General features: G+C 71.9%; 24 protein-coding genes and 1 pseudogene. 16 read left to right on the plus strand and 9 right to left on the minus strand.

Annotation, left to right across the window (positions count from 1 at the left end; all coding sequences use genetic code 11):
- Nucleotides 1-4: 4 nt before the first annotated feature.
- The 13 genes and pseudogenes from ACI2LY_RS04110 (at nucleotide 5) to ACI2LY_RS04170 (ending at nucleotide 10,030) form a co-directional block, all read left to right on the plus strand.
- Nucleotides 5-394: a cupin domain-containing protein gene (locus ACI2LY_RS04110; RefSeq protein WP_404706477.1), complete on the plus strand. Its 390-nt coding sequence runs from the start codon at nucleotides 5-7 to the stop codon at nucleotides 392-394.
- Nucleotides 391-1,668, plus strand: a complete 1,278-nt coding sequence (locus ACI2LY_RS04115; protein ID WP_404705754.1) for a beta-ketoacyl-[acyl-carrier-protein] synthase family protein — start codon at nucleotides 391-393, stop codon at nucleotides 1,666-1,668. Before ACI2LY_RS04110 ends, ACI2LY_RS04115 begins: the two co-directional genes overlap by 4 nt.
- Entirely contained in the window at nucleotides 1,661-2,911 is a 1,251-nt protein-coding gene (locus tag ACI2LY_RS04120) for a ketosynthase chain-length factor (RefSeq protein WP_404705755.1), read from the plus strand. Before ACI2LY_RS04115 ends, ACI2LY_RS04120 begins: the two co-directional genes overlap by 8 nt.
- A 50-nt stretch (nucleotides 2,912-2,961) precedes the next feature.
- A pseudogene (locus ACI2LY_RS04125) lies at nucleotides 2,962-3,147 on the plus strand (acyl carrier protein); the annotation flags it as partial.
- Between the two features lie 48 nt (nucleotides 3,148-3,195).
- Nucleotides 3,196-3,675, plus strand: coding sequence for an SRPBCC family protein (locus ACI2LY_RS04130; RefSeq protein WP_404706478.1), 480 nt, complete (start codon nucleotides 3,196-3,198; stop codon nucleotides 3,673-3,675).
- On the plus strand, nucleotides 3,672-4,418 hold the full coding sequence (locus ACI2LY_RS04135; protein ID WP_404705756.1) for an SDR family NAD(P)-dependent oxidoreductase: 747 nt from the start codon (nucleotides 3,672-3,674) through the stop codon (nucleotides 4,416-4,418). Before ACI2LY_RS04130 ends, ACI2LY_RS04135 begins: the two co-directional genes overlap by 4 nt.
- 21 nt (nucleotides 4,419-4,439) lie before the next feature.
- A complete protein-coding gene (locus ACI2LY_RS04140) occupies nucleotides 4,440-4,763 on the plus strand; it encodes a putative quinol monooxygenase (protein ID WP_393912141.1) in 324 nt (107 codons plus the stop codon).
- Nucleotides 4,764-4,774: 11 nt separating this feature from the next.
- Nucleotides 4,775-5,080, plus strand: coding sequence for an antibiotic biosynthesis monooxygenase family protein (locus tag ACI2LY_RS04145; RefSeq protein ID WP_393600712.1), 306 nt, complete (start codon nucleotides 4,775-4,777; stop codon nucleotides 5,078-5,080).
- 14 nt (nucleotides 5,081-5,094) lie between these two features.
- On the plus strand, nucleotides 5,095-6,330 hold the full coding sequence (locus ACI2LY_RS04150; protein WP_404705757.1) for an FAD-dependent monooxygenase: 1,236 nt from the start codon (nucleotides 5,095-5,097) through the stop codon (nucleotides 6,328-6,330).
- Nucleotides 6,327-6,803: an anthrone oxygenase family protein gene (locus ACI2LY_RS04155; RefSeq protein WP_404705758.1), complete on the plus strand. Its 477-nt coding sequence runs from the start codon at nucleotides 6,327-6,329 to the stop codon at nucleotides 6,801-6,803. Before ACI2LY_RS04150 ends, ACI2LY_RS04155 begins: the two co-directional genes overlap by 4 nt.
- A gap of 56 nt (nucleotides 6,804-6,859) precedes the next feature.
- Nucleotides 6,860-7,672: an SDR family NAD(P)-dependent oxidoreductase gene (locus ACI2LY_RS04160; protein WP_404705759.1), complete on the plus strand. Its 813-nt coding sequence runs from the start codon at nucleotides 6,860-6,862 to the stop codon at nucleotides 7,670-7,672.
- 104 nt (nucleotides 7,673-7,776) lie between these two features.
- Nucleotides 7,777-8,313, plus strand: coding sequence for a cupin domain-containing protein (locus ACI2LY_RS04165; RefSeq protein WP_404705760.1), 537 nt, complete (start codon nucleotides 7,777-7,779; stop codon nucleotides 8,311-8,313).
- 10 nt (nucleotides 8,314-8,323) lie between these two features.
- A complete protein-coding gene (locus ACI2LY_RS04170; protein ID WP_404705761.1) occupies nucleotides 8,324-10,030 on the plus strand; it encodes a tryptophan 7-halogenase in 1,707 nt (568 codons plus the stop codon).
- Nucleotides 10,031-10,092: 62 nt separating this feature from the next.
- Here the strand turns inward: ACI2LY_RS04170 and ACI2LY_RS04175 are convergent, their stop codons facing one another.
- Nucleotides 10,093-10,542: a nitroreductase family deazaflavin-dependent oxidoreductase gene (locus tag ACI2LY_RS04175; protein ID WP_404705762.1), complete on the minus strand. Its 450-nt coding sequence runs from the start codon at nucleotides 10,540-10,542 to the stop codon at nucleotides 10,093-10,095.
- 5 nt (nucleotides 10,543-10,547) lie between these two features.
- The gene (locus ACI2LY_RS04180) at nucleotides 10,548-11,333 is read right to left on the minus strand and encodes an SDR family NAD(P)-dependent oxidoreductase (protein ID WP_404705763.1); all 786 of its coding nucleotides are present in this window, start codon (nucleotides 11,331-11,333) and stop codon (nucleotides 10,548-10,550) included.
- A 233-nt stretch (nucleotides 11,334-11,566) separates the two neighbouring features.
- On the opposite strand from ACI2LY_RS04180, the gene ACI2LY_RS04185 reads away from it, so the two are divergent.
- The 3 genes from ACI2LY_RS04185 (at nucleotide 11,567) to ACI2LY_RS04195 (ending at nucleotide 14,684) form a co-directional block, all read left to right on the plus strand.
- Nucleotides 11,567-12,838, plus strand: coding sequence for an acyltransferase family protein (locus tag ACI2LY_RS04185; protein WP_404705764.1), 1,272 nt, complete (start codon nucleotides 11,567-11,569; stop codon nucleotides 12,836-12,838).
- Nucleotides 12,835-13,848 carry a methyltransferase gene (locus tag ACI2LY_RS04190; RefSeq protein ID WP_404705765.1) on the plus strand — a complete coding sequence of 338 codons (1,014 nt, stop codon included), beginning with the start codon at nucleotides 12,835-12,837 and terminating at the stop codon, nucleotides 13,846-13,848. Before ACI2LY_RS04185 ends, ACI2LY_RS04190 begins: the two co-directional genes overlap by 4 nt.
- Nucleotides 13,849-14,075: 227 nt before the next feature.
- Nucleotides 14,076-14,684: a response regulator transcription factor gene (locus ACI2LY_RS04195; protein WP_404705766.1), complete on the plus strand. Its 609-nt coding sequence runs from the start codon at nucleotides 14,076-14,078 to the stop codon at nucleotides 14,682-14,684.
- On the opposite strand, the gene ACI2LY_RS04200 is transcribed toward ACI2LY_RS04195, so the two are convergent.
- The 7 genes from ACI2LY_RS04200 to ACI2LY_RS04230 all read right to left on the minus strand — a co-directional run bounded on the left by ACI2LY_RS04200 (nucleotide 14,665) and on the right by ACI2LY_RS04230 (nucleotide 24,479).
- Nucleotides 14,665-15,141 (minus strand): ester cyclase, encoded by a 477-nt coding sequence (locus ACI2LY_RS04200; RefSeq protein ID WP_404705767.1) that lies wholly within the window; start codon nucleotides 15,139-15,141, stop codon nucleotides 14,665-14,667. The genes ACI2LY_RS04195 and ACI2LY_RS04200 overlap by 20 nt on opposite strands.
- The gene (locus ACI2LY_RS04205) at nucleotides 15,138-16,805 is read right to left on the minus strand and encodes an NAD(P)/FAD-dependent oxidoreductase (RefSeq protein WP_404705768.1); all 1,668 of its coding nucleotides are present in this window, start codon (nucleotides 16,803-16,805) and stop codon (nucleotides 15,138-15,140) included. Before ACI2LY_RS04205 ends, ACI2LY_RS04200 begins: the two co-directional genes overlap by 4 nt.
- A gap of 136 nt (nucleotides 16,806-16,941) precedes the next feature.
- Nucleotides 16,942-19,179, minus strand: a complete 2,238-nt coding sequence (locus ACI2LY_RS04210; RefSeq protein ID WP_404705769.1) for an MMPL family transporter — start codon at nucleotides 19,177-19,179, stop codon at nucleotides 16,942-16,944.
- A gap of 177 nt (nucleotides 19,180-19,356) precedes the next feature.
- On the minus strand, nucleotides 19,357-20,034 hold the full coding sequence (locus tag ACI2LY_RS04215; protein WP_404705770.1) for a hypothetical protein: 678 nt from the start codon (nucleotides 20,032-20,034) through the stop codon (nucleotides 19,357-19,359).
- Nucleotides 20,035-20,036: 2 nt separating this feature from the next.
- Nucleotides 20,037-20,354, minus strand: a complete 318-nt coding sequence (locus ACI2LY_RS04220) for a PadR family transcriptional regulator (RefSeq protein ID WP_389005882.1) — start codon at nucleotides 20,352-20,354, stop codon at nucleotides 20,037-20,039.
- A 41-nt stretch (nucleotides 20,355-20,395) separates the two neighbouring features.
- Nucleotides 20,396-23,197, minus strand: coding sequence for a LuxR C-terminal-related transcriptional regulator (locus ACI2LY_RS04225; protein WP_404705771.1), 2,802 nt, complete (start codon nucleotides 23,195-23,197; stop codon nucleotides 20,396-20,398).
- A complete protein-coding gene (locus ACI2LY_RS04230) occupies nucleotides 23,184-24,479 on the minus strand; it encodes a cation:proton antiporter (protein WP_404705772.1) in 1,296 nt (431 codons plus the stop codon). Before ACI2LY_RS04230 ends, ACI2LY_RS04225 begins: the two co-directional genes overlap by 14 nt.
- Nucleotides 24,480-24,630 lie beyond the last annotated feature (151 nt).

The following is a 24,630-nucleotide window of genomic DNA, read 5'->3' on the forward strand; positions in this document are numbered from 1 at the left end:
AGGAATGACCAAGATCGCGGCGAAGGACGTCGAGTCCAACCGGCGCCGGGGGGGCGATCTGCGTACCCTACTCAGCCCGGCCAACGCCCAGGCCACCTCGGGCTTCATGGGGGTGCTCACCCTCCAGCCCGGCGAGGTCGTCACCGAGCACTACCACCCGTACTCCGAGGAGTTCCTGTACCTCGTCAGCGGTGAGCTACTGGCGAGGATCGACGGGGAGCCGGTCCCGCTCGCCGCGGGTGAGGCGCTGCACCTGAAGATCAACGTGCGGCACCGGCTGGAGAACCACGGCACGGAGCCCGCCTTCATGGTCTTCCAGCTGGGTCCGCTCGCGCCCCGCCCCGAGCTGGGGCACGTCGACACCGAGCCGCTGCCGGGAGAGGAGCACGCGTGACCCGCCGCAAGGCCGTCGTCACCGGCATCGGTGTGGTGGCGCCCGGGGGCGTGGGCACCAGGGCCTTCTGGCAACTGCTGACCGACGGCCGTACGGCCACCCGGGCCATCTCCCACTTCGACGCGTCGGCCTACCGGTCCAGGATCGCGGCGGAGTGCGACTTCGACGCGGCGGCCGCCGGGCTGACCTCCGAGGAAGTCCTGCGCATGGACCGCGCGGCGCAGTTCGCCGTGGTCGCCGCGCGGGAGGCCCTGGCGGACAGCGGCGCGCCGACCGACGGCGTGGAGCCGCACCGGATCGGGGTGTCGATCGGCAGCGCGGTGGGCAACACCATCACGCTGGAGCAGCAGTACGTCCAGGTCAGCGACCACGGCAGCAACTGGGTCGTCGACCCGTCGAACCCGTATCCGCACCTCTACGGCGCTCTGGTGCCCGGTTCTCTCGCCACCGAGGTGGCGTGGACGGCCGGTGCCGAGGGCCCGGTCCGGGTGGTGTCGACGGGGTGCACCTCGGGCCTCGACTCCGTGGCGCAGGGTGCCCAGTTCATCGAGGACGGGCAGGCCGACATCGTGCTGGCCGGTGCCACCGACGCGCCCATCTCGCCGATCACCGTGGCCTGCTTCGACGCGATCAGGGCCACCTCGCCCAACAACGAGGACCCCGCGCACGCCTCCCGGCCCTTCGACCGCGACCGTGACGGCTTCGTGCTGGGCGAGGGCGCGGCCGTACTGGTCCTGGAGGACGAGGAGTCGGCACGTCGGCGCGGTGCCCGGGTGTACTGCGAGGTCGCGGGGTACGCGCAGCGCGGCAACGCGTTCCACATGACCGGGCTGCGCCCCGACGGCAAGGAGCTGGCGGAGGCGGTGCGGGTGGCGCTGGACCGCGCCCGTGTCCCCGCCGACGCGGTGGACTACGTCAACGCCCACGGCTCCGGTACCCGGCAGAACGACAAGCACGAGACGGCCGCGGTGAAGGTGTCGCTCGGCGAGCACGCCCACCGCACCCCGATGAGCTCGATCAAGTCGATGGTGGGGCACTCGCTGGGGGCGATCGGCGCCCTGGAGGTCGCCGCCTGCGCCCTCGCCATCGAGCACGACGCCATCCCGCCCACCGCCAACCTCCATCACACGGACCCCGAACTCGGTCTGGACTACGTCCCGTTGACGGCACGCGAGCAGCGCACCGACACGGTTCTCAGCGTGGGCAGCGGTTTCGGCGGGTTCCAGACGGCGATGGTCCTCACCGCGCCGGGCAAGGGGGCACGCCATGTCTGACAGAGCGACGGCCACGCGCCGTGTGGTGGTCACCGGCATCTCGGCCGTGGCGCCGAACGGGGTGGGGGTCAAGGAGTTCTGGGCGGCCGTGCTGGCGGGCCGCAACGGCCTGGGGCCGGTGACGCAGTTCGAGGCGGACTCCTTCCCCGTACGCACGGTCGGCGAGGTCTTCCAGGACGGCACCCTGCCCGGTGTCGACCCCCGGCTGGCCGTGCAGACCGACCGCTGGACCCAGTTCGCCCTGATGGCGACCGACGAGGCGCTGGCCGACGCGGGCGTGCGGCCGCAGGAGTTCTCCCCGTACGACCTCGGGGTGATCACGGCGTCCTCCTCCGGGGGAAACGCCTTCGGCCAGCGCGAGATCGCGGCCCTGTGGTCGAAAGGACCCCGGCACGTGGGTCCGTACCAGTCGATCGCCTGGTTCTACGCGGCCACGACCGGCCAACTGTCCATCCGGCACGGCATGAAGGGACCCTGCGGGGTCGTCGTGGCCGAGCAGGCCGGCGGTCTCGACGCGATCGCGCAGGCCAGGCGGGCCCTCGCGCGAGGGGACGCCCGGCTCGTCCTGACCGGCGGCACGGAGGCGCCGCTGAGCCCGTACGCGCTGACCTGCCAGACCACCTCCGGGCGGCTGAGCACGAGCGCGGACCCGGAGCGCGCCTACCGGCCGTTCAGCGCGTCCGCCCGCGGCCACGTGCCGGGTGAGGGCGGCGCGATCCTCGTGCTGGAGGACGAGGACGGCGCACGCGCCCGCGGTGTCGACACGCCGTACGGCGAGATCGCCGGTCACGCGGCCACCTTCGACCCCGCTCCCGGCACCCCGGGGGCCGGGACGTCCGGTGCGCTGCGCCGGGCCGTCGTGTCGGCGCTGGCCGACGCCGGGATCGGGCCGGAGGAGGTCGACGTCGTCTTCGCCGACGCGGCCGGGACGCCCGAGCTGGACCGCGCCGAGGCGGACTGCCTGACCGAGGTGTTCGGTCCGCGCGGGGTACCGGTGACGGCCCCCAAGGCCCGGTACGGGCGGCTGTACGCGGGCGGTGCGCCCCTCGATGTCGTCGCCGCGCTGCTGGCCCTGCGCGAGCAGGTGATCCCGCCCACCGGGCCGGGCACCGTCGCGGACACCGCGTACGGCGTCGACCTCGTGACCGAGAGCCGTGCGGCGCGGCTGCGCACGGCCCTGGTCGTCGCCCGCGGCCACGGCGGCTTCAACTCCGCCCTCGTCGTCCGGGCCCTCACCCCGTGACGACGCCACCGACGAACACGGACCCCACGAGCCCGAAAGGACCTCGACCCATGACCGCAGCTCCCCTCGCGTACGACGAGTTCTTGACCATCGTCGAGCAGTGCACCGGTGTTTCCCAGGAGACCCTCAAGGTGGACGACCCGACCCTGACCATCGACGACCTGGGCGTCGACTCGCTGGGTCTGATCAACGTCCTGACGGAGGTGGAGAACCGCTACGACATCCGGCTGGACGCCGAGGGCCTCACCCGGCTCCCGGAGATCTTCGCCCTGATCGATGAGCAGCTGCGACCGGCTGCCGCCCGCACCGAGAACAGCGTCGTCATCGACGCGCCGTTCGACCTGCTCTGGGACATCACCAACGACGTGGCGAACTGGCCGGACCTGTTCAGCGAGTACGCCGCCGCGGAGATCCTGGAACAGCACGGCGACACGGTACGGTTCCGCCTCACCCTCCACCCGGAGCCCGACGGCAAGGTCTGGAGCTGGGTCTCCGAGCGGGTCATGGACCGCGAGAACCGGACCGTCCGGGCCCACCGGGTCGAGACGGGCCCCTTCGCCTTCATGCACATCCACTGGACGTACCTCCAGACCGACGCGGGTGTGGAGATGCGCTGGGCGCAGGAGTTCCACATGAAGCCCGGTGCCCCGCTGGACGACGCGGGGATGACCGAACGCATCGACAGGAACTCCAAGGTGCAGATGGCGCTCATCAAGGAGCGCGTGGAGGCGGCGGCCCGCGCCGTGGCGGGGGTGGCCCGATGACCGCCCTCGACTTCGGCCTCAAGGGCAGGCACGCCCTGGTCACCGGCGGCGCCCGGGGCATCGGGCGGGCCACCGTGCTCGCCCTGGCCGCACAGGGTGCCGCGGTGACGGCCTGCTACGTCAACGAGAGCGAGCGGGTCGAGTCGCTGCGCCGGGAGCTGGCGGACCTGGGGGCCCACGGCACCATGGTGCGCTGCGACGTCGCCGACCACGAGCAGGCCGCCCGGCTGTCGGCCGAGGCGCACGAGCGGTACGGGGCGGTCGACACCGTCGTGAACAACGCGGGGGTCATCAGCCACCTCCCGCTGACGGACCTGGCCCCCGACGAATGGCATCGCGTCCTCGACACCAACCTGTCGGGCATGTACCACATGATCCGCGGGGCGCTGCCGTTCCTCGCCGACACCGCCTCGATCGTCAACATCAGCTCCGCCGTGGCGCATCACGGCATGCCGGGCGCCGCCCACTACGTGGCGTCCAAGGCCGGGGTGATGGGGCTGACCCGGGCGCTGGCCAAGGAACTGGGCCCGCGCGGCATACGCGTCAACTGCATCGCCTCCGGGCTGGTCGAGACGGACCAGATGAAGGCCGTCACGGCGGAGGGGAAGGCCGCGTACGAGCAGCGGATCTCGCTGCGGCGGCTCGGCAGCCCGGCGGAGATCGCCGACGCGGTGCTCTTCCTCGCCTCGGACGCCGCCCGTTACGTCACCGGCGCCACGCTCGACGTCGACGGCGGCATCTGACACCGAAGGAGACCGCACACCGTGCTCCGCACCGTGTTGGAGATGGTCGTCCGGGAGGGCTGCGAGGACCGGTTCCGCGCCGCCTGGCTGGAGACCGCACAGGTCGCCGCGGAACTGCCCGGCTGCATCGCCCAGTCGTTGCTGCGGGACCCGCGCGATCCCCGTATCCGTCTGGTCATGGCCGACTGGGCCGACCAGAGCGCCCTGGACGCCTTCCAGAAGAGCCCCGAGAGGGAGCGGCTCAGCGCCCGGCTGGAGCCGTTCCGTGAATCCGCCCGCAAGAACGTGCTCGATGTCGTCGAGCTCGTGCCGGGTTCCGCATCGATGAGAGGTGGTCCGTCGTGACCGTTCGCGTCATGGTTTCCGCACGTGTCCAGGAGAAGGACCAGGAGGCGTTCGAGGAGGCGTACCGGCAGGTCACCGCCGTGGTGAAGGGGACCCCCGGCCATCTGCGCGACGAGTTGCTGCGCGATGCCGAGGAGCCCGGCCGGTACATCCTGCTCGCCGAGTGGGAGAGCGAGGAGGCGTTCCGCCGCTGGGAGGACGCCCCGTCCCACCGTGAGATGGCGGCCCCGATGTACCCGTACTGGAGCGGCGGTGACATCGAGCGGCGCATCTTCGACCTGCGCGCGCGCCTCGACAGCGTGCCGTCGCGGGTCTGAGCGGACCGCGAGCCATGGCGACCATGCGTAAGGCCCTGGTGATCGGGGCCGGCATCGGCGGGCTGACCGCGGCGGCGGGCCTGCTGCGGCAGGGCATCGACTGCGAGGTCTTCGAGGCACGTCCCACTCCCGGACGGCTGCTGACCGGCGGCGGGTTCATGCTCTGGCACAACGCCTTCCTGGCGCTGCGCAGGATCGGGCTCGACGAGGCCGTCGCCGCCGACGCGGTGCGCATGCGGTTCCACGAGTTCCGCTCCGACTCCGGACGGCGCCTGGCCCGGTGGGAGTTGGACGAGCCGACGGAGCGGGCGGGGGCGCCCGCGTGCGCGCTGCGCCGTTCCGTTCTGCACACGGTGCTCACCGAGGCGGTCGGTGAGCACCGGGTCCGCCTCGGCTGCCGGTTCACCGGCTGCACCGAGGACGCCGACGGTGTCACCGCGCACTTCGAGGACGGCTCCACGGCGCACGGCGACGTGCTGATCGGTGCGGACGGGCTGCGCTCCACGGTGCGCGCGACGATGCGCAACGGGTTCGAGCCGCCCCCGCGGTACGCCGGTTACACGGCCTGGCAGGCCATCACCCGGCTGCCGGGCGAGTCGTTGGTCCCCACCGGCACGTTCTTCAACCTGTGGGGCAAGGGCGGACTGCGCTTCCTGTACTGCCGGTTGAACGAGGAGGAGGTCTACTGGGACGCCATCACCAGTGACCGCGCGTCCGCCGGGATCGACACCCTGAGCCTGTCGCGGGGGGCGGCGCTGGCGGCGGCGTACCGGGACTGGCCGCACCCGATCGGCGCGATCATCTCCTCGACGGACGAGGAGGCGATCCTGCCGGTGCCCATCCACGACCGGCCGCCGGGCGGCGGGTGGAGCAAGGGCCGGGCCGTGCTCGTCGGCGACGCGGCCCACCCGATGACGCTCAACCTCAGCCAGGGCGCGGGCCAGGCCATCGAGAGCGGTGTGGTGCTCGCCGACATGCTGGGGCGCTCCACCCCGGAGGCCGTGCCGGAGACACTGCGGGCGTTCGAGTCCGCCCGGCGGGCGCGGGCCGCGGACATGGTGACGACCTCGTGGCGGATCGGCACGCTGGGCCTCGCGCACAGCGGTCCGCTGTGCCGCCTGCGCGACGCCATGATGTACACCTTCTTCGACTCGGTCGCGCGTAAACAGAGTTACTCGCTGATGCTGGACGACCGGCTGGAGCGGGAACCGCTGCGCGCGGCCGATCCGCTCGGCCACGGGGCGGGGTGAGCCCGGCCGTGCTGGTCGCCCTGCTGGCCCTCGTGTTCGTGCTGTGCACGGGGGTCCTCGCCGGAGCCCTGATAGCGGTGGAACGCGCCATCGTCCCCATGCTGTTGCGGCTGCCGCGGCAGACCTGGTCCGACGTGCACCGGTTGCTGGACCCCGGGTTCGACCCGCTGATGCCGACCGTCAACAAGGTGGCCCTGGCCGCCGGTCTGGGGCTGGCCTTCCTGGCCCCCGGGGCGGGCGCGAAGGCTTGCTTCGCGGTGGCGCTGGCCGGGGTGGTGGGGGTGGCCCTGGTGTCGGAGCTGCGCAACGTGCGGATGAACCGGGTGATCGACGGCTGGGCCGCCGATGGGGAGATCCCCGACTCCTGGGACCCGCTGCGCGCCCGGTGGGCGCGCGCCAACCTGCTGCGGACCGTCTTCGCGGGCCTGGCGTTCTGCGTCGCGCTCGGCGGCAGCTGGCTGATGGCGGCCTGAGCGAGCCCCCGCACGTATCCCTTCTTCTTCACCTCTGGAATCGAGGAGTTGATCCGGTGAATCCGGCACACGAGGAGCGCGAGGCGCTCGAATCCGCCCCCGAGACCGCGGAGTTCGCGGGCCGGGTGGCCCTGGTCACCGGAGCCGCACGCGGCATCGGCGCGGCCACTGCCCGCATCCTCGCGGCCCGGGGAGCCCGCGTCGCGGTGAACTACCACAAAAGCGCGGACCGCGCCGAGGACGTCGTGGCCGCGATCCGGCGGCGGGGCGGCGAGGCCATGGCCGTCCAGGGCGACGTCACCGACCCCGACGGAACGGCCGCCCTGGTCGCGGCCGTCCGAGCCGGGCTGGGCCCGATCGACGTCCTGGTGCTCAACGCCGCGGGCCTGGGCGCCCACGAGGCACGCATAGCCCCCGCGGCGGACCTGGCCTGGGAGGACCTGGAGCACGTGGTCGGCCAACAGCTCAAGGCGCTGTTCCTGACCGCGCGCGCCGTGCTGCCCGACATGACCGCCCGGGGCAGCGGCTCGGTGGTGGCGGTCGGCGCGTCCCTCGCCCGTCGGCCCGCCCCGCGCTTCCTGCCGCTGGCCGTGGCCAAGGCGGGGGTGGAGGCCGCCGTACGCACGCTCGCGCTGGAGGCGGGCCCGCACGGGGTGCGCGTCAACGCGGTGGAGCCGAACCTCATCCTCACCGAACTCGCCCGCTTCATCCCCGAGGAGGCACGCCGGGCCGCCGCCGAACGGGCCGCGCTGCGGCGCAACGGGACCCCCGAGGACATCGCCGAGGTCATCGCGTTCCTCGCCTCGGACCGGGCGTCGTACCTCACGGGCAGCTGTCTGGTCGCCGACGGCGGCACGGCGCTCGCCTGACCGTCTTGGGTTTGCCCTGTCTTTATCTCCCCCTTTGCGGCCGCTGATTGTCTGTCACCCGGCCGCCGTCCGTCCGAGGACGATCCGAGCGAAAGGAACGCACCATGTCGAAGACCGAGCGGAAAGTCGTCAAACGCGACGATGTCGAGCCCGTCTGCTGGTTCGGTGAGGAGGGTCGCTTCCTGCTCCGCAAGGAGGACACGGGCGGCCTGTACAGCTTCTACCAGATCACGACACAGCCCGGCAGTGGTCCGCCGCTGCACGTCCACGAGAGCGCCGACGAGGCGTTCTTCGTGAACAAGGGCACGTACGAGTTCGAGATCGGCGGGGTCACCGAGACCATCACCGAGGGCACCGTGATCTACGGGCCGCGCGGGGTGCCGCACCGCTTCCTCAACGTCGGTGACGAAGCCGGCCAGTTGCTGGTGATCGCGACGCCCGGCGGTGTGGAGAACTTCTTCATCGGCCTGTCCGAGCTGGTCTCCGGCGGCGGCATGCCGGACTGGGAGAAGATGCAGCAGCTCGCCAACGACAACGAGATGCGCGGCTTCATGCCGCAGCCGGGCGCGCGCGGCGACGTGGCGGGCCCTCCGGCCGGGCCGCACGGCCGCCCGGGTGTTCCCGCCAGGGCGCAGGGCTGAGGAGGACACCATGCCCGCACAGCCCTCCGGCCACCGCGGCAACCTGCGGCTCGCCGCGCCGCCCCGGCGGCATGACGTGATCATTCTGGGTTCCGGGATCGCCGGGTCGACCCTGGGCGCCATCCTCGCCAAACAGGGTGTGTCCGTCCTCCTCCTCGACGGTGGCACCCACCCCCGCTTCGCCGTGGGCGAGTCCACGACGCTCTACACCCTGAAGGCGTTCCGGCTGCTCGCCCGCCGCTACGGCATCCCCGAGCTGGAGTCGCTGACGTCCTCCGACGGCATCCGTGACGACATCGCGCCGACGTCCGGCACGAAGCGGCACTTCGGCTTCATCCGGCACGAGGAGGGCAAGGAGCCCGACCCGGCCGAGTTCCTGCAGTTCAGCCCGCCGTCCAAGGCGCTGCAGACCGGTCACCTGTTCCGCCAGGACACCGACGCGTACCTCTTCCACGCGGCCATCCGCTACGGCTGCGACGTCCGCCAGGCGTTCCGGGTGGAGGACATCGAACTGGCCGAGGACCACGTCGCCGTGGTCGGCCAGGGAGGCGAGCGGTACGAGGGCCGCTACCTGGTGGACGCCAGCGGGTTCCGCTCCCCCATCGCCGGGAAACTCGGACTGCGCAAGGGGCCGGAGGCCCTCAAGCACCACTCCCGTTCCATGTTCACCCACATGCTGGGCGTGCGTCCGACCGACGAATGCCTGCGCGTGGGACCGGAGGACGCGCCGCCGATCCCCTGGGTCGAGGGCACGATGCACCACATCTTCGACCGCGGCTGGTTCTGGTCGATCCCCTTCAACAACTACCCGGGCTCGAAGAACCCCCTGGTCAGCGTGGGGCTCACGCTGGACGAGCGGATGTACCCGAGGAACCAGGACATCACCCCGGAGGAGGAGTTCCGCGGCTTCGCGGCACGCTTCCCCGCAGTGGAGCGGCTGTTCGCGGACGCCCGTACCGTACGGCCGTGGGTGTCGGCCGACCGGATCCAGTACACCTCGACGAAGACGGTGGGCCACCGCTGGTGCCTGATGTCGCACGCGGCCGGCTTCATCGACCCCCTCTATTCGCGCGGCCTCACCAACACCGGCGAGGTGGTCAACTCGCTGGCGTGGCGGCTGCTCGACGCGCTGGCGGAGAACGACTTCGACGAGGAGCGCTTCCGGTACATCGACGAACTCCAGCAGGGGTTGATCCGGTACAACGACGAGCTCGTCAACTGTTCGTTCGTCTCGTTCCAGGACCACACGCTCTGGAACGCCGTGTACCGCATCTGGTGCGCGGCCGAGGTGCCGATCAACCTGCGCTTCGACCGGTTCACCGAGCGCTTCATCGGGTCGGGCGACGACGGCGTGCTCCGCGCGATGGAGGAGGCGGCCTACCCGGGCCTTCCGGTGCCCGGATCGCACGGCTACAAGGCGCTGTTCGACGACATGGTGCGGGTGTGCGAGGCGGTCGACCGAGGCGAGCGCACCGCCGCCGACGCGGGCGTCGAGCTGATGAAGACGGTGGCGTCCTCGCCGGTCGTGCTGGACCACCTCGGCATCCGCGACGCCGACTGCCGCTTCGTCTACCCGATGGGTGACGATCTGCGGCGGATGGCGACCTGGCTGCGGCACGACGGCCCCGACGAGCTGCGCTATCTGACGACCGGCGTCGACGTGCACGGCGTACCGCTGCCGGCCGAGCCGGACGTGGAGATGGCACTGCCGCACTGAAGCACGAGGAAGCGGGCGGCACCCACGGAGTCCGTGGGTGCCGCCCGCTCCTTCGTAGCGCCTCAGGACCGGCGGGGCTCGGCGCGGAAGACGGGACAGCGGGCCGCGGCCGCCTCGAAGTCGTCCGGGGAGGCCGACTCGACCAGCCCGTTGCGCAGGAACGCGTCGACGCCGCGCGGGACCTGGCCGGGGAACTCCCGCAGGACGCGGCCCCGTTCCGCGACGGGCAGCTCGACCAGGTCCACCTGCCGGGCCCGGCGGCCGCGGGTCAGTACCCCGTGGCCCGCGGCGCGGGCGTTCTTGACCCAGTCGGCCTCGGGGTACGCCTGGAGGAGGTAGTGGATGCCGTCGACGACCACCGGGGCGACCGGATTGGTGCGGGGCAGGCCGCTGGCGCGGCCGGGGACCGTCAGCAGGTGCATGGGCCCGAAGGGCAGTCCGAGCCGGTGGAAGAGGATGACGACGTTGTTGCGGACCTTGTGCTTGCGGGAGAGGGAGTGCCGCCTGCTCATGCCGGTCACCTTTCGTGGACACGTCGGGTGATGGCACGGACCACCGACCGCGGCATGGCCCGCATGAGGGGGAGCCGGATGCGGTAGGCGAGCCCCGGCACCGTGGACGGCTCGCCCGCCGCCACCGCGTCCAGGCCCGCGCGGGCCACCTGCTCGGCCGTCAGCCACTTGATCTTGGGCAGTGCGTCGGCCGACACCCCGGCCGCGGCGTGGAAGCCGGAGCGGGTCAGGCCCGTGTGGACGGTGGTCACATGGACGCCGTGCCGGGCGACCTCCATGGCCAGGCTCTCGCCCAGCGACGACAGGAACGCCTTGGACGCGGCGTACGTCGCGGAGCGGGGCTTGGGCAGGACGGCGACGAGCGAGGAGACGTTCACGATGCCGCCGCCGTGGCGCGCGATCATGCCCGGCAGGCAGGCGCGGGTCAGTCTCAGCGGGACGATCGCGTTGAGGATCGCCGTGTGCAGCTCACGCTCCGCGGGCAGCTCCGCGAAGTAACCGGAGCCGCTCGAACCGGCGTTGTTCACCAGCAGTTCCACGGGCCGCTCGGGATCGGTGAGCCGCCGCTCGGCCACCGCGAGCTGGCTCTCGTCGGTGAGGTCGAGCACGAGCACCTCGGCGGTCACCCCGTGCGCGGTCTCAAGCTCGCTCGCGAGCTGCTTCAGCAGCTCGCCCCGCCTCGCCACAAGGACGAGGTCGACACCCTCCTGGGCCAGGAGTCTGGCGAACCCCTCGCCGATCCCGCTCGACGCCCCGGTCACCATGGCCGAGGCGTACGGAAATCGCCGCATGACATTCCTCAAATCTCTTGAGAATTCGACTCGATACCTGCCGACACATTAGCGGCCCACTCGGGTGACGAGCCAGCGGACGGAATAGTCCGGGCCACCTTCCGCAGGGCAGGTTTATTCCGGCTTAAGCGAGGGTTCATCGGCCGGTGATGAAATGCTGCAGCACGATTGGCTGGGCTTCTCCTGTCCGCCGCCCGCATCCCGTCCCCGTCGAAATGGCTGGTGTCGTTTCCATGAGTTCGTCCGCGCTCAAGCGGGAATCACCGTCCCGGGCACCCGACGCCGGTCCGGCCGGCCGGCTGCACTCCCTCACCGGCCTGCGCTGGATCGCGGCGCTCGCCGTCTTCCTCTCGCACGTCGGCACCCTGCTGCCGCTGCCCGACGCGAAGCCGGTGCTGAGCCTGGGCTCGTCCGGTGTGACGTTCTTCTTCGTCCTGTCCGGCTTCGTCCTCACCTGGACCTACCAGGACGGCGACCGGGTGGGACCGTTCTACGGCCGCCGGTTCGCCCGCGTCTGGCCGATGCTGCTGGTGGCCGTGCTGATCCCGCTGTTCCTGCAACTCCCCGACGCGCAGCCGGGCCAGAGCAGGTCACTGACGCTGATGGCGCTCTCCGCGGTCCTGGTGTACCAGGCATGGGTGCCCGGTTACATCCTGGGCAGCACGAACCCGGTCACCTGGTCGCTGGCCTGCGAGGCGTTCTTCTACGCGATCTTCCCGTTCGTCGCGAGGCTCCTGGCGCGCCGGTCACCGCGCTGGCTCGGCTGCGCGGCCGTGACGCTGGTGCTGGTGGGCTGGGGCATCAAGGTGTGGCTCTGGGAGGCTTATCCCCTCCAGCTGCCCCCGTCGTTCACCGGTGTGGACGGCATGATCTTCGGCATGTACTCCCCGATCGCGCGCGTCTGGGAGTTCCTGCTCGGTGTGGTCGCGGCGACCGCCCTGCGCAAGGGCTGGCGCCTGCCGCTCAGCGCCACCTCGGCCACCGCCCTGCTCGCCGCGGGCTTCTTCGTGCTGTGGGTGCTGCGGTTCGAGACCTGGCGCCTGGTCAGCCTCTACGACGCCCTGCCCCAGGTCACCGCCCCGCTGTACGCGCTCGTGGTGGTCGCCGTGGCGCAGCGGGACCTCTCGGGACGGACCTCGTGGCTGCGGGCGAAGCCGATGCGCGCGCTCGGCGAATGGTCGTACGCATTCTATCTTCTGCACTTCACCGTGCTTTTCGAGATTTCCTCCGCGGTATTCGACCGGAAGAGCATCATGGAATACTACATGCGCCCCGCCGAGGCGAGCTGGGCAAATGCGGGCTGGGCGGCACTCGCTCTTGTCATCAGCATTACGGCGTGCGGGCTGATGTACCAGTTCTTCGAGCGCCCGGCCGAGCGGTGGCTGCGGTCGAGAATCGGGCGGCGTGACGTGCGTGTTCCGGCTCCGGCCCCACGTACGGGAGCCCCCGGGGAGGCCCGTGCGGAGCAGGACGCCGCGTCGGTGAACGAGGTGCGACAGTCATGACGACACCGCTGGAAGACCCCTTCGACGTCATGTTCACCGGATGGTCCTTCTTCCGGAGCAGGCTCCTGACCGCGGCGATGGACCTCGGGGTCTTCTCCGTACTGGGCGACGGCTCGCTCGACGCCACGGAGCTGGCCGACCGCACAGGTCTGCACGCGCGGGGCGCCCGGGACTTCCTCGACGCGCTGGCCGCCATCGGCCTGCTGGTCCGGGAGGACGGCCGGTACCGCAACAGCCCGGGCACGCTCCGCCATCTGCTGCCGGACCGCGAGGACTTCGTGGGCGGCTTCCTGCGTATGACCACCGAACTCATGGGCCGCGACCCGGAGTCCTTCACCGGGATGCTGCGCGGCGGTACGGCTCGCGATCAGGGAGCCGACGGGGAGGTCCCGTTCACGAAGATCTTCCACGACCCGGCCCGACTGCGGCAGTTCCTCTCCGCCATGGACAGCTTCAGCGGAGCCGTCGGGAAGGAGCTGGCCCGCGTCTTCGACTGGTCCGGTGTCGCGACGTTCAGCGATGTCGGCGGCGCCCGCGGCAACCTGGCGGCGCACCTGGCCGCTGCCCATCCGGGGCTGACCGGCACCGTGCTGGACCGGCCGTCCATGGCGGAGCACTTCGACCGCCTGGTGGCCGAGCGGGGTGTGGCGGACCGACTGCGTTACGTCGGCGCCGACTTCTTCCAGGTCGATCTGCCGCGCGCGGATGTGGTGATCCTCGGCAGCGTCCTGCACGACTGGCCGACGGAGCAGCGGGCGACCTTGCTGCGCAAGGCGTACGACGCCGTCCATGACGACGGATGGCTGATCGTGTACGACACGATGCTCGACGACGAGCGGCGGGACCCTCAGGGTCTGATGCTCAGCCTCATCATGATGCTGCAGTCCGCGCAGGCGAGCGGCTTCGCCCCGGCCGAGTGCGGCCGGTGGATGACGGACGCGGGCTTCTCGGTCGAACGCACCGTGCGGCTGCCCGCCCTGACGACGGCGGTGATCGGCCGCAAGAAGTGAGCGGACGGTGAACACCCGCTCCGGGGCCGGTGTCCGGTGCCGGAGCGGGTGTCCGCACATGGTGCGGCCACCGTCCTCAGGGCAGAGATCCCCGGCGCCTCACGCGTGGCGAACCGTCCGGATTCAGGCGGCGTCCGCCACCGCGAGCAGGCTATTCTGACGCGCCATTGCGCAAGACATGATCTCGGGGGAGACCAAAGACAGTGACGGCGAACATCAGTGTCCTAGTGATCGATTCCCATCCCATCTCGCTGACGGGGCAGCACACCATTCTCGACGGCTGCCCGGATCTGAGAGTGGTCGGCACCGCCCAGGACTGCGAGACCGCGGCCGCGCTGTACCAGGAGCTGCGTCCTGACGTGGTCGTGGTCCATATGCATCAGGACACCGAACGGGCCCTGGACATCGTGCAGTCGCTGTCCGGGGCCCGCTCGTCGCTGCCCGCGGCCAACGCGCTCCTCCTGATCGACGACGTGGACACCGCAGCGGATCATGTGCTCCAGGCCGGTGTGAAGGGCGTGCTGGGCAGTGGCAGCAGCGCCGAGGAACTCGCCGCCGCCGTCCGCATCATGGCCACGGGCCGGTCCCTGCTCATCCCGCGCGCCCGGGAGGAGTCACGGGGCTCGCCGCTCGAGACGCTGACGGACCGGGAGGTCGAGGTCTTCCACCTCGTGACCCGCGGCTTCAGCAACGCGGAGATCTCGGCGGAGCTGGCACTGAGCCAGAGCACCGTGAAGTCCCACATCCAGCGGGCGATGGAGAAGCTCCGCCTGCGCAACCGCGTACACGCCGTGATCTTCGCGTACGAGAACAACATCATCCATTCGGGTGTGTAGCGAACGGCGCCGGTCCCGGGGGTTGCCCTTCCGGCGACCGCAGTTGGGCGAGGACCCGTGTCACGTCGAAGATGTTCCGGTCCTCCACCACCCGCCCGTTCTCCACCCGCCACAGCTGGATTCCGTCCGAGGAGATCACGCGTCCGGTGGGCGCGATACCGGCGAACTCCCCCACGTGCGTTCCACGCGTCGTGTACCAGCTCGTCACCCAGGGGCCCTCGGCCACCTGCAGTTTCACCTCGACCGTGAGCCCGGAGAACGCGGTCCGCCGCGACCGCACACTCTCCTTGGGGCCCGCGGGGCCGACCGCCCGGCCCCCCAGCAGGAAGTCCGGGGCGAAGATCTGGTCGGCGACGTCGAGCATCCCGCGGCTCCACCCTTCGTCGAACCAGCGGCGGGCGAGAGCCTTGTTGGCCTCTTGCGTGCTCGGTCGCGCGTCCGGTGCGAGGTCCGTCACCGGCTTCCCTCCACCAAGGGGGCGGCCGGTGCGCCGGCCGCGCGCAACGCCTCGAGACTCTCCCGGCCGACGGTGCTCAGCGCCGGGACCGGCGACCGCGCGGCCCACTGGAGGAAGTCCGCGATCTGGCCGCGGTCCGGGTGGATGAACCGCTGGTCGACGTCCTTCCAGCCGAACCCGGGGTGCACCGCCTCGGACTTCTCGATGAGGTCCAGGATGATGTCCGCCGCCCGGTCCCCGTCGATCTCCCCGGCCTCGTACCGCGCGCAGGCCGTCGCCGTACCGTCGAGCAGCGCCTTGAAGCCGTCGCTGTCGGGCCACCAGAGGCCGGTGTGCGGCACCTTCTCCAGGGCGTCGAAGACGCTCGCGTCGCGGTCCGCGCGGAACTTGCGCAGCGCGTTGTTGATCCGCAGGGTGCCGGGGGTGTTGCCGCTGCCCCAGACGCGGAACACGGCGTCCCAGAGGCGGAAGTGCGAGAAGGCGATGAACGAGCAGTTGACGAGGATGTCGTTGTAGTCGAGCAGCCCCTGTTCCAGCTCCTCGACGTACTGGAAGCGCTTCTCGGAGAAGTCGTCGTCCGCGAGCGCGGCGAGGAGCCGCGGGGCGAGGGCGTGGATGATCTCGAAGGTGTTGGACATGCCGCGCGAGTACAGCGGGTCCAGGAACCCGGCGGCGTGCGACATCAGACACCAGCGCTCACCCACGGTCTTGCTGGACGAGTACTGCAGGCGGCCGGTGGACACCCACTCGCGCACCTTCCTCGCCCCGGTGAACTGCCGCTCCACGGCCGGGAACCTGCTCAGCAGCCGCGCGAACTCCTCCTCGGGACCGATGTCCTCCGGCTTGGGGTACAGCCGCGGGTCGAGCGTGACGCCGACACTGCAGATCGGGTTGCGGGAGAGTTCATGGTTGTCGAACGGGATGATCCAGAACCAGCCCCGGTCGAAGAGGTGGTGCATGGTGCCGTTGTGCCAGGGCACCGGCGGCCGGCTCTCCTCGGGCACGTCCAGCACGTCGTCGAACGGCGTGACGCCGATCATGTGCGTGAACAGGGACCGGGAGTGGTGGTCGAACCGGGCGGGCTGCTCGCGCAGGCCGAGGTGGTCGGCCAGCGGGGAGCGGAAGCCGCTCGCGTCCACCAGGTAGCGGGCCCGGACCTCGTGCCCGTCGGTGCCGGTCACGGTGACGCCGTCGTCGTCGAAGTCGATCTTCTCGGCCCGCCACTGCTGGCGCGTGTCGCAGCCGTGCTGGACGGCGACGCGCAGCAGGTAGGCGTCGCTGTCCTGGCGGAAGAGGTGGCTCGCGGAGGTCAGCGCGTCGGGGATGACGAACTGGTGCGCTTCGGCCGGGTCGGGCTCCTGGCCCGGCCGGTGCAGCATGAAACCGAAGTGCTGCTTGCGGCCGAAGGTGTTGCTCACCTTCTCGTTGATGGTCGTGACGTCGGTGAGGGCCTCGAACTCGGGCACGTCGTAGCGTGCGGCGAGGACCTGGAGCCAGGCGACGAGCTGGGGAATCATGGACTCCCCCACCGCGAAGCGGGGGTGGGTGCCCGCGTCGGCGATGAGCACCTTGGCCCCGCTGCGGGCCAGTACCGCGCCGAGGGTGGCTCCGGCGATTCCCGATCCCAGGATCACCACGTCGTGGCTGGGCCTGTGTGTGGACACTGTCGGTTCCCTTCGCACTCGTCCGTCGCGGCGCCGCGCTGATGTCGGCGCCCGCCCGACCACCCTGGCCCACGCCGATGAAGCGGTGAGAAAGCGCGTGCAAGCCACCGCGCCGGAGCGCGGTGGCCCGCACTCGTCAGGCGCGGCTCTGCGGTCCGGCCTGCGTGGTGGGGGCCGTGGCGGACGCTCCCGCCACCTGCCCCTCGTGCCCTGCCGTGTCGTCTCCGGCGGGGCGGGTCCTCGGCCCGGGTGCTCGTTCGGGGGTGGTGACGAGCACCCGGGCCAAGGGGCGCGGGAACCACCAGTTGGCCCGCCCGAGAAGGGTGACCAGCGCCGGGGTGAGGAGGCCCCGGACCACGGTGGCGTCGATGACGATGCCCGCCGCCAGAGCGGTGGCGAACACCTTCACGTCGGTGATCGGAATGCTGGCCAGCGCGGTGAAGGCCAGGAAGAGGATGAGCGCCGCGGAGGTGACCAGGCGTCCGGTGCGGCTGATGCCGGTCACGACGGACGGGACGACGGTGTCGCGCTCGCCCTCGGCGGTCAGCTCCAGGTGCGTCTCGCGGATGCGGTGGAGGATGAACACCTCGTAGTCCATGGACAGCCCGAAGAGGAAGGCGAAGACCGCCATGGGAATCCAGATGGTCACCGCCCCGATCGCCGGGGTGTCGAACAGCGCCTCGCTGCCGTAGCCCTTCTGCCAGACGAGGACGATCACGCCGTAGGCCGCGCAGGTGGACAGCGCGTTGAGGATCAGGGCCTTGATGGGGAGGACGACCGAGTGCAGCGTCCGGGCGAGCACCACGAAGGTGAGCAGGGCGACGAAGACCAGGATGAGCCCGAGTGATCCGTAGACGGCGTCGATGAAGTCCACGTCCGTGGCGGGGCCGCCACCGGCCAGGGCGCCGGGGGTGTCCTGGGCGAGGTCCATGACCTCGGTGACCGTGTCGCGGCCGTCGCTGCTGGACGGATCGGCCTTGGTCCACACGTCGATGACGCGCTGTCCGCCGCCGGTCCACTCCCCCGGGGCGGCGGAACCGGCCACGCCGTCGAGAGCGGCGAGCTTGCCGTGCAGGGCGTCGGCGCCGCCCGCGTCCACGGTGACCTCGAGGGGGCGGGCGATGCCCTCGCCGAAGCCCGCGTCGACGATCCGCTGGAACGCGGCGGCGGGCTTGCCTCCCTGGGCCAGCGTCACGGTGGCGGGCTGCCCGAGGCGCAGGGCGAGCACCGGCGCGGCGACGGCGAGCAGCACCGCTCCGCTGAGCACGGCGCACAGGGCGGGACGGCGGGTGGTGAGTCCGGCGATCCGGCCCCACAGCTTGCTGTCCGGGCGGTGGGTCCGGCGCGGCCGGTCGAGCTTGTCGCCCAGGGAGTACAGCATGACGGGCAGCAGGGTGACCGCGATGGCGACGCTGACCAGCGGGATCAGCAGCCCGGCGTATCCCACGCTGCGCAGGAACGGCACCGGCAGGACCACGAGCGCGGCCAGCGAGATCGCCACCGTGGCGCCGCTGAGCACGACCGCGCGACCGGCGCTGGCGACGGCCCGTACGACCGCCTCGCGGCGCGCGGCGGGGTCGGCGCCGTCGGAGCCGGGCTTCTGCCGCTCCTCGCGCCAGCGGGTGACGATGAGCAGCGCGTAGTCGATCGCGATGCCGAGCCCGATGAGCGCCACCAGGAACTGCACGATGAAGGAGACATCGGTGACGCCGGTGATGCCGCGCACCAGCAAGAACGTGGTGGGGATGGCGACCGCGGCCATCAGCAGCGGCACGACGGCCAGTCCGCTGGCGAAGACCAGGGCCAGGACGACCAGGGCCCCGAGGGCTCCGATCAGGGTCTCGTAGATCGGGCTGCGGGCCGCTCCGCTGTCCCGGCCGGAGAGCACCGGCTGGCCGGTCAGCTCGACCGGGGCCCCGGCGATCTTCGCCTGCGCGACCGCGGCCTGGATGCCCGGGAGGGACTCGGCGTACGGGGCGTTGGACCGGTTGGCGGGCGGGTAGACCAGCGCGACCGTGGTGCGCTGGTCCTTCGAGACCAGGGACTCGCCGCCGGGGTCCGCGTAGGAGACGCTGCGGCCGCCCCGCGGAGTGACCTTGCCGACCAGCGCGCCCCACTGCTCACGTACGTCGGTGCTGTCGACGCTCGTGCCCTCAGGCACGGTCACCACGAGCAGCAGCGGGGCGTTCTTGCCGCCGGTCCCCGAGAAGCGCTGCGCCAAGGCGTCGTTGGCGGCCTGTGACTGCTTGTCAGGGAGCCTCGACTCGTACGAGAGCTTGTCGATCGTGCTTCCGGCGAGTGCCCCTCCGGTCAGGGTCAGCACCACCCAGAACAGGACGACGGGCAGCCGATGGGAGAGCACCCATCGAGTCATGCGCTCCAAGGTAACCCCTCCTATAGGGACACTACTGTGTAGTCACGCTACACATGCCGAAGGACAAGCTAGCCCGGTGATCGAGACGGCGCAACACATTCCGGAATACGCGAAAGAGCCCCCGGTGACTGTTCTCTGATGAACAGTCAGTAGTCGGGGGCTCTCGTGGTGCCGGTGTTACGGGGAGGCCACCCCGCGCAGGAAGGACACGAAACGCTTCAGCGCCGTACCGAAATACGCCCCCGCCAGCAGGGTCAGCGTGGCGGGGATGGTGACCATGGGCCAGTCCAGGGACTCCGGATGACTCAGGCCCCGGTTGAGCAGCAGCAGGGTCAGGGCCCCGAGCACGGTGAGCAGCCCGATGAGGCCCGCGAGCGTCCCCGTGATGACCATCTGGTCGCGCCGGTCGACCGCCGCGGCCAGCCCGATGCCCTTGCGGAGCCCGGAGAACGCGCCCGCCAGGGACAGCACGCAGCCGAAGGCCACCATCGCCAGGCCCATCAGCAGCAGCGGCGGATGGTACGGCCAGGGCGCGGCCGGGCCCCCGAGGAGCGCGGACGCCCAGGCGGCGGCGAGCAGCGGCAGGGCGCACATCGTCTGGACGGACAACTGGTTGGCGCTGATGCGCAGAGTGGCGTCGTTGTAGGCACGGGCGACCTCGGACGCCGGGCCCCACTCCCGGACGGCACGGTGCGCCGCCTCCTCGTGGTCGGCGCCGTCGTCCACGTTGCACTCCACCACGCACTGGAGGCCGTCCAGCACCTCGTCGATGATGGCCGAGCGGCGCGAGTCCGGTCCGACCAACCGCTCCGCGACGTTGTCCGTGTAACGCCGCAGTACGGCGGCCTGCGCCACGCCTATCCCCCCAGGACGACGGAGATGACGGAGGAGATCTCCTGCCATGCCGTCCGCTTGTCGGCCAGGGCACGGCGTCCGGCCGGGGTGAGGAAGTAGTTGCGGCGACGGCGGCCGTTGTGGACGGCCCACTCACTGCCGACCAGGCCGGCGGCCTCGAGCCGGTGCAGCGCCGGATAGACCGTCCCGGTGGGGAGGTTGATGGCATCGCCGCTGCGCCGCTTGAGTTCCTCGATCACGGCGTATCCGTGCTGGGTGCCGGGCTCCAGCACCGACAGCAGCATGCCTTCCAGATTGCCCCTGAGATTCTCCGCCTTCACGTCTACCCACACTACACATCGGGACCGGACCCGGACATGGCTCATTCCGTAGGCCGACGCCCGGCGGGGGCGGCGTCGCCTGGGGTGGGCACCGGCCGCGCGGCGTCGGGCGCGAGCGCGGGCGCGAGGTCCCGGCGGGCCCGGACTCCGAGTTTGCGGAAGATCCGGGTGAGGTGCTGCTCCACCGTGCTGACCGTGATGCGCAGGCGCCACGCGATCTCCTTGTTCGTGTGTCCGTCCGCCGCGAGGAAGGCCACCCGCCGCTCGGCGGCACTGAGCGGACCGGCCACGGCTGTCCGGTCGGCCGGGCCGCGTCGCGCCAGTGTCTCCGCCTCCGCCGCCAGGGCGGCCGCCAGCGGTCCCGCACCGCACCGCCCGGCGAGCCGGGCGGCCGTGGCGAGGCCCGTCCGGGCGCGGCCGGTGCGGCCCGCATGGAGGTGGTCGCGGGCGAGGTCGGCCAGGGCCCCGGCGGTCTGGAGGGGATCGCCCGCGGTGCGCAGGACGGCGACGGCCTCGGTCAGCAGGCCGATGCGTTCGGTGCCGTACTCGGTGTCCGCGAGCACCCGCAGGGTGAGCCCGCGCGTCCGGGTGGGCAGCGGTCCGGCCATGCCGAGCTGCTCCTGGGCGAGGGCACGGGCGGTGGTCGGGTCGCCCCAGGCCAGGTGGGCGCGGGCCGCCCCGGTCCGCCAGGGCGCGAGGGCGGGCTGATCGCATCCCCAACGGCGCATGAGGTCCGCGCAGGCCGTGAAGTCCTCGAGCGCCTCGTCGGCCCGTCCGGTCTCCAGCAGGTGGCGACCGCGGGCGTGCAGCAGGTGCAGCCCGAACCGGGTGTCGTACACCGCGTCCGGTACGGGCACGGCGAGGTGTTCCTCGGCGGCCAGATGGTCTCCCGAGTCCGTGGCGGCCTCGACGAGATGGGACAGGGGCTGACCGATCGTCACCCCCCAGCTCTCCACCGGCACCCGCGTCAGAGCCGCCTCGGCGAGGTCGCGCGCCGCGGCGGGATCGCCCTGGCGGCGCCGGATACCGGCCAGCAGGGAGGACAGCTCCGCCTCCCACAGGGGGACCTTGCGGGTGCGGGCCTCGGCCAGCCAGTGTCGGCACCACCGGTCGGCGGACTCGATCCGCTCGGCGTACAGCAGGGCCGTCACGGCGCACACGATCCATTCCGAGGTGCTCCTGCCCAGCCGCATGCCCCGGAGTGCCGCCTCCGCGGCGGCCACGGCCGACGCGGAGGGGCCGCGGGCGAGCACCTCGGACAGTGCCGCCGCCGCCCGGACCCGGGGATCGCCGCCGGTACCGTCAGCGGGCACCAGCACCGGTGGATGGATCGTCGCCAGGAGATGGCGGGTGGCGTGGACCTCCGCTCCGGCCGCCGGGTCCGCGCCCGGCCTCTCCGCCTGCTCCGCCGCCCGCCGGACGACCGTGGCGGCCTCGTCGAAACGGCCGTGCCACAGCAGGTGCCGGGCCAGGGCCAGGGCGTGACGGCCGGGCAGCAGATCGCCGTCCAGCACGGCCGCGAGGTCCGCGATGTGCCGGGTGCCGAGCGCGGGGTCCAGCAGCCGGGCCGTGGCGGCCAACCGGGCGCCCAGAGCCGTGCGTTCGCCCTCGTCGTGGCAGACCGCCAGGGCGGCGCCGAAGCAGTCCCGCGCCTCCAGGAGCCGGTCGGCCGCCAGATGGCGCCGCGCGGCCTCGTCGAGTACGGCCGGGGCCCAGGGTTCGTCGACGGGTGCGGCCGCGAGCAGGTGCGGGGTGATCCGCGGGGCGTCGGCCCCCGCCGCGTGGAGCAGCTCGGCGGCGCGGCGGTGCAGGGCCCGGCGGGCGGGTGCGTCCAGGCTCCGCAGGACCGCCGCGCGTCCCACGGGATGGCGGAGCCGTGTGCCGTCGAGGAGTCCGGCCGCCGCCAGATCCCGGCACCAGTCGGTGACCGCGGCGGGCTGCTCCTGGAGGAGCCGGGCCGTAAGGCCGGGGTGCGTGTCCGCTTCGTCGAGTACGGCGAGGACCTGCGCCAGCGCCAGGGCGGTCGGTCCGGCCCGGTGGAGGAGGGCCAGCACCGCGTCCCCGTAGGCGCGGGCGACGACGGGCCCGGGCGCCGGGGTGCCTGCCGAGGTGGCCTCGGCGTGCTTCTGGTCGGTCACGAGCGCCCGCAGGAGCAGGGGGTTGCCGCCGGTGACGCGGTAGCAGTCCGCCGACGGTGTCCGAGCCGCCGCGCCGCCCAGGGAGTCGGCGAGCACGGTGGCCATGTCGCCGGGGGCGATGCCTTCGAGGACGACCTGCCGGTAGCGGGGGTGGCGGCGCAGCTCGGCGTGCGACCGCGGGTGGGTGGGCCGCATCGTCGTGCACTCGGCGACGACCAAGAGGACGCGCGCCGCCCGCAGATGGGGCACGAGACGGCTGATCCAGTGCAGGGAAAGGGCGTCGGCGAGGTCGAGGTCGTCGACGCAGAGCAGGACCGGCACCCGCTCGGCGATCCGCAGCAGCACCGCGGTCAGTTCACGCAGGGCCGCGCCGGTCGCCTGGTCGGGCGGCCACCGGACGGAGCCGTCGGCGCCCGGGGAGAACAAGCACCGGGCCAGGGCGTCGCGATGGCCTTCGGGGAGGTCGGCGTACCGCAGCAGTTGGCCGAGCACGCCGCCCTGCGTGTCCCGCTCGGGACGGGAGCCCGCGGCTCGCAGGACGGCGTATCCGGCCCGGACCGCCACCGACCGCAGCGCGTGGAGGAGTTCCGTGCGCCCGCAGCCGACGCCGCCGCTGACGACGGTGACGCCGCCCCCGCCCTGGGTGACATCGGCGAGGGCGGCCGCCAGTTCGGCGAGAGGACGGGCCTGTTCAGCCAGTGGCACGGCTGCCTCGTTCGGGGCTGCCCGCGTCCTCCCCGGCCACGTCGCCGACGGCGCCGAGGTCGGGCACGGCGGCGAGCTCCCGCCGGGCACTCCTGGCACGGATCAGGTTCAGCAGCGGCCCGGTCATGGCCGTGGTCACCAGGGCCATGACAACCATGAGGGAGTACAGCGGGCCGTCCAGCAGCCCGAGTTCCAGCCCGACCCCGAGGATGACCAGCTCGGTCAGGCCCCGTGTGTTCATCAGCGCCGCCAGGGTTCCCGAGTCCTCGGCGGTGAGGCCCTGCGACCGGGCGCCCAGATACGTACCGCCGAACTTGCCGCCGATGGCGACGAGCAGGATGACGGCCAGCTCGGTGAGCCCTTCGAGCCCCACGCCGCGCAGGTCGACCTTGAGGCCCGCGACCACGAAGTAGACGGGCAGCAGCAGCGAGGTGATCTCGCCGGTGCGCGCACAGATCTGCTCGCGCACCGCCTCCGTGCCCTCGCGGGGCATCAGCGCGCCGAACAGGAAGGTGCCGAAGATGTAGTGCATCCCCATCAGCTCGGTCGCCGCGCCGGACAGGAAGATGCCGACCATCACGACGGCCAGCCCCGTCGGGGTGAGGCCGCTCCCGGAACCGCCGTACGTGAGGACCCGCTTCAGCAGGGGGCGCAGGGCCAGCAGGACCAGTGCGAACGGGATGAGCAGGGCGACCTGCCAATAGCTGTCGGCGCCGCCGACGACCGCCTGCACACCGGCCAGTGCCGACCAGGCGACGACGTCGACGACGGCGGCGGTGGCCAGCGCGAGCCCCCCGATCGCCAGCCGGGACATGCCACGGCTGACCAGGATGCGCGCGAGGACGGGGAACGCGGTCACGGACACGGACAGGCCGATGAACACCACGAAGGCCGCACGCTGCTCGGCCGGGTGGTGGCGCAGCAGGAAGAGGGCGAGGGGGATGCCGAGGAGGAACGGCACCAGGGTGGAGCCCACGGCCGCTCCGACGGTGATGTTGATCCGGCCCCGCAGGAAACGGTGTTCGAGTTCGAGTCCGACGACGAACATGAACACGGCGACGCCGATGTTCGCCAGCGCCCCCAGCAACGGCCGTACGTCGGCGGGGAAGAGCCGGTCGGCGAGCAGGCCGCCGAGCAGCGTGGGGCCCAGGATGACACCGGCGACGATCTCGCCGACCACGGGCGGCTGGCCGATACGGGCGGCCAGGGCGCCCAGGCCCCGGGCGAGCAGCAGAATCAGTCCGAAATCCAGGAACAGCAACTGCACTTGGTGACTGGTCATGATCGATACGATCCTCGGGTTGGCCAGCGTCGGAGAGAAGGCAAGGGCCGAACACCGCCTCGCGCGGTGCGCCGCGGCGGGGTGGTTCGACAGCCGCGCGGCGTCTCCCGGGGAGGTCGCGAGTCCTCTGATCGGCCCCCTCAGCCTGCTG

The organism is Streptomyces sp. NPDC002176, assembly GCF_044903645.1.
Taxonomy (GTDB): Bacteria; Actinomycetota; Actinomycetes; order Streptomycetales; family Streptomycetaceae; genus Streptomyces.

Bases quoted from the DNA above. Each gene is read 5' to 3' on its own strand.
- ACI2LY_RS04150 (WP_404705757.1), top strand. From the start codon at position 5,095: ATGGCGACCATGCGTAAGGCCCTGGTGATCGGGGCCGGCATCGGCGGG.
- ACI2LY_RS04185 (WP_404705764.1), top strand. From the start codon at position 11,567: ATGAGTTCGTCCGCGCTCAAGCGGGAATCACCGTCCCGGGCACCCGAC.
- ACI2LY_RS04135 (WP_404705756.1), top strand. From the start codon at position 3,672: ATGACCGCCCTCGACTTCGGCCTCAAGGGCAGGCACGCCCTGGTCACC.
- ACI2LY_RS04145 (WP_393600712.1), top strand. From the start codon at position 4,775: ATGGTTTCCGCACGTGTCCAGGAGAAGGACCAGGAGGCGTTCGAGGAG.
- ACI2LY_RS04210 (WP_404705769.1), bottom strand. From the start codon at position 19,179: ATGACTCGATGGGTGCTCTCCCATCGGCTGCCCGTCGTCCTGTTCTGG.
- ACI2LY_RS04170 (WP_404705761.1), top strand. From the start codon at position 8,324: ATGCCCGCACAGCCCTCCGGCCACCGCGGCAACCTGCGGCTCGCCGCG.
- ACI2LY_RS04190 (WP_404705765.1), top strand. From the start codon at position 12,835: ATGACGACACCGCTGGAAGACCCCTTCGACGTCATGTTCACCGGATGG.
- ACI2LY_RS04165 (WP_404705760.1), top strand. From the start codon at position 7,777: ATGTCGAAGACCGAGCGGAAAGTCGTCAAACGCGACGATGTCGAGCCC.
- ACI2LY_RS04175 (WP_404705762.1), bottom strand. From the start codon at position 10,542: ATGAGCAGGCGGCACTCCCTCTCCCGCAAGCACAAGGTCCGCAACAAC.
- ACI2LY_RS04230 (WP_404705772.1), bottom strand. From the start codon at position 24,479: ATGACCAGTCACCAAGTGCAGTTGCTGTTCCTGGATTTCGGACTGATT.
- ACI2LY_RS04110 (WP_404706477.1), top strand. From the start codon at position 5: ATGACCAAGATCGCGGCGAAGGACGTCGAGTCCAACCGGCGCCGGGGG.
- ACI2LY_RS04180 (WP_404705763.1), bottom strand. From the start codon at position 11,333: ATGCGGCGATTTCCGTACGCCTCGGCCATGGTGACCGGGGCGTCGAGC.
- ACI2LY_RS04120 (WP_404705755.1), top strand. From the start codon at position 1,661: ATGTCTGACAGAGCGACGGCCACGCGCCGTGTGGTGGTCACCGGCATC.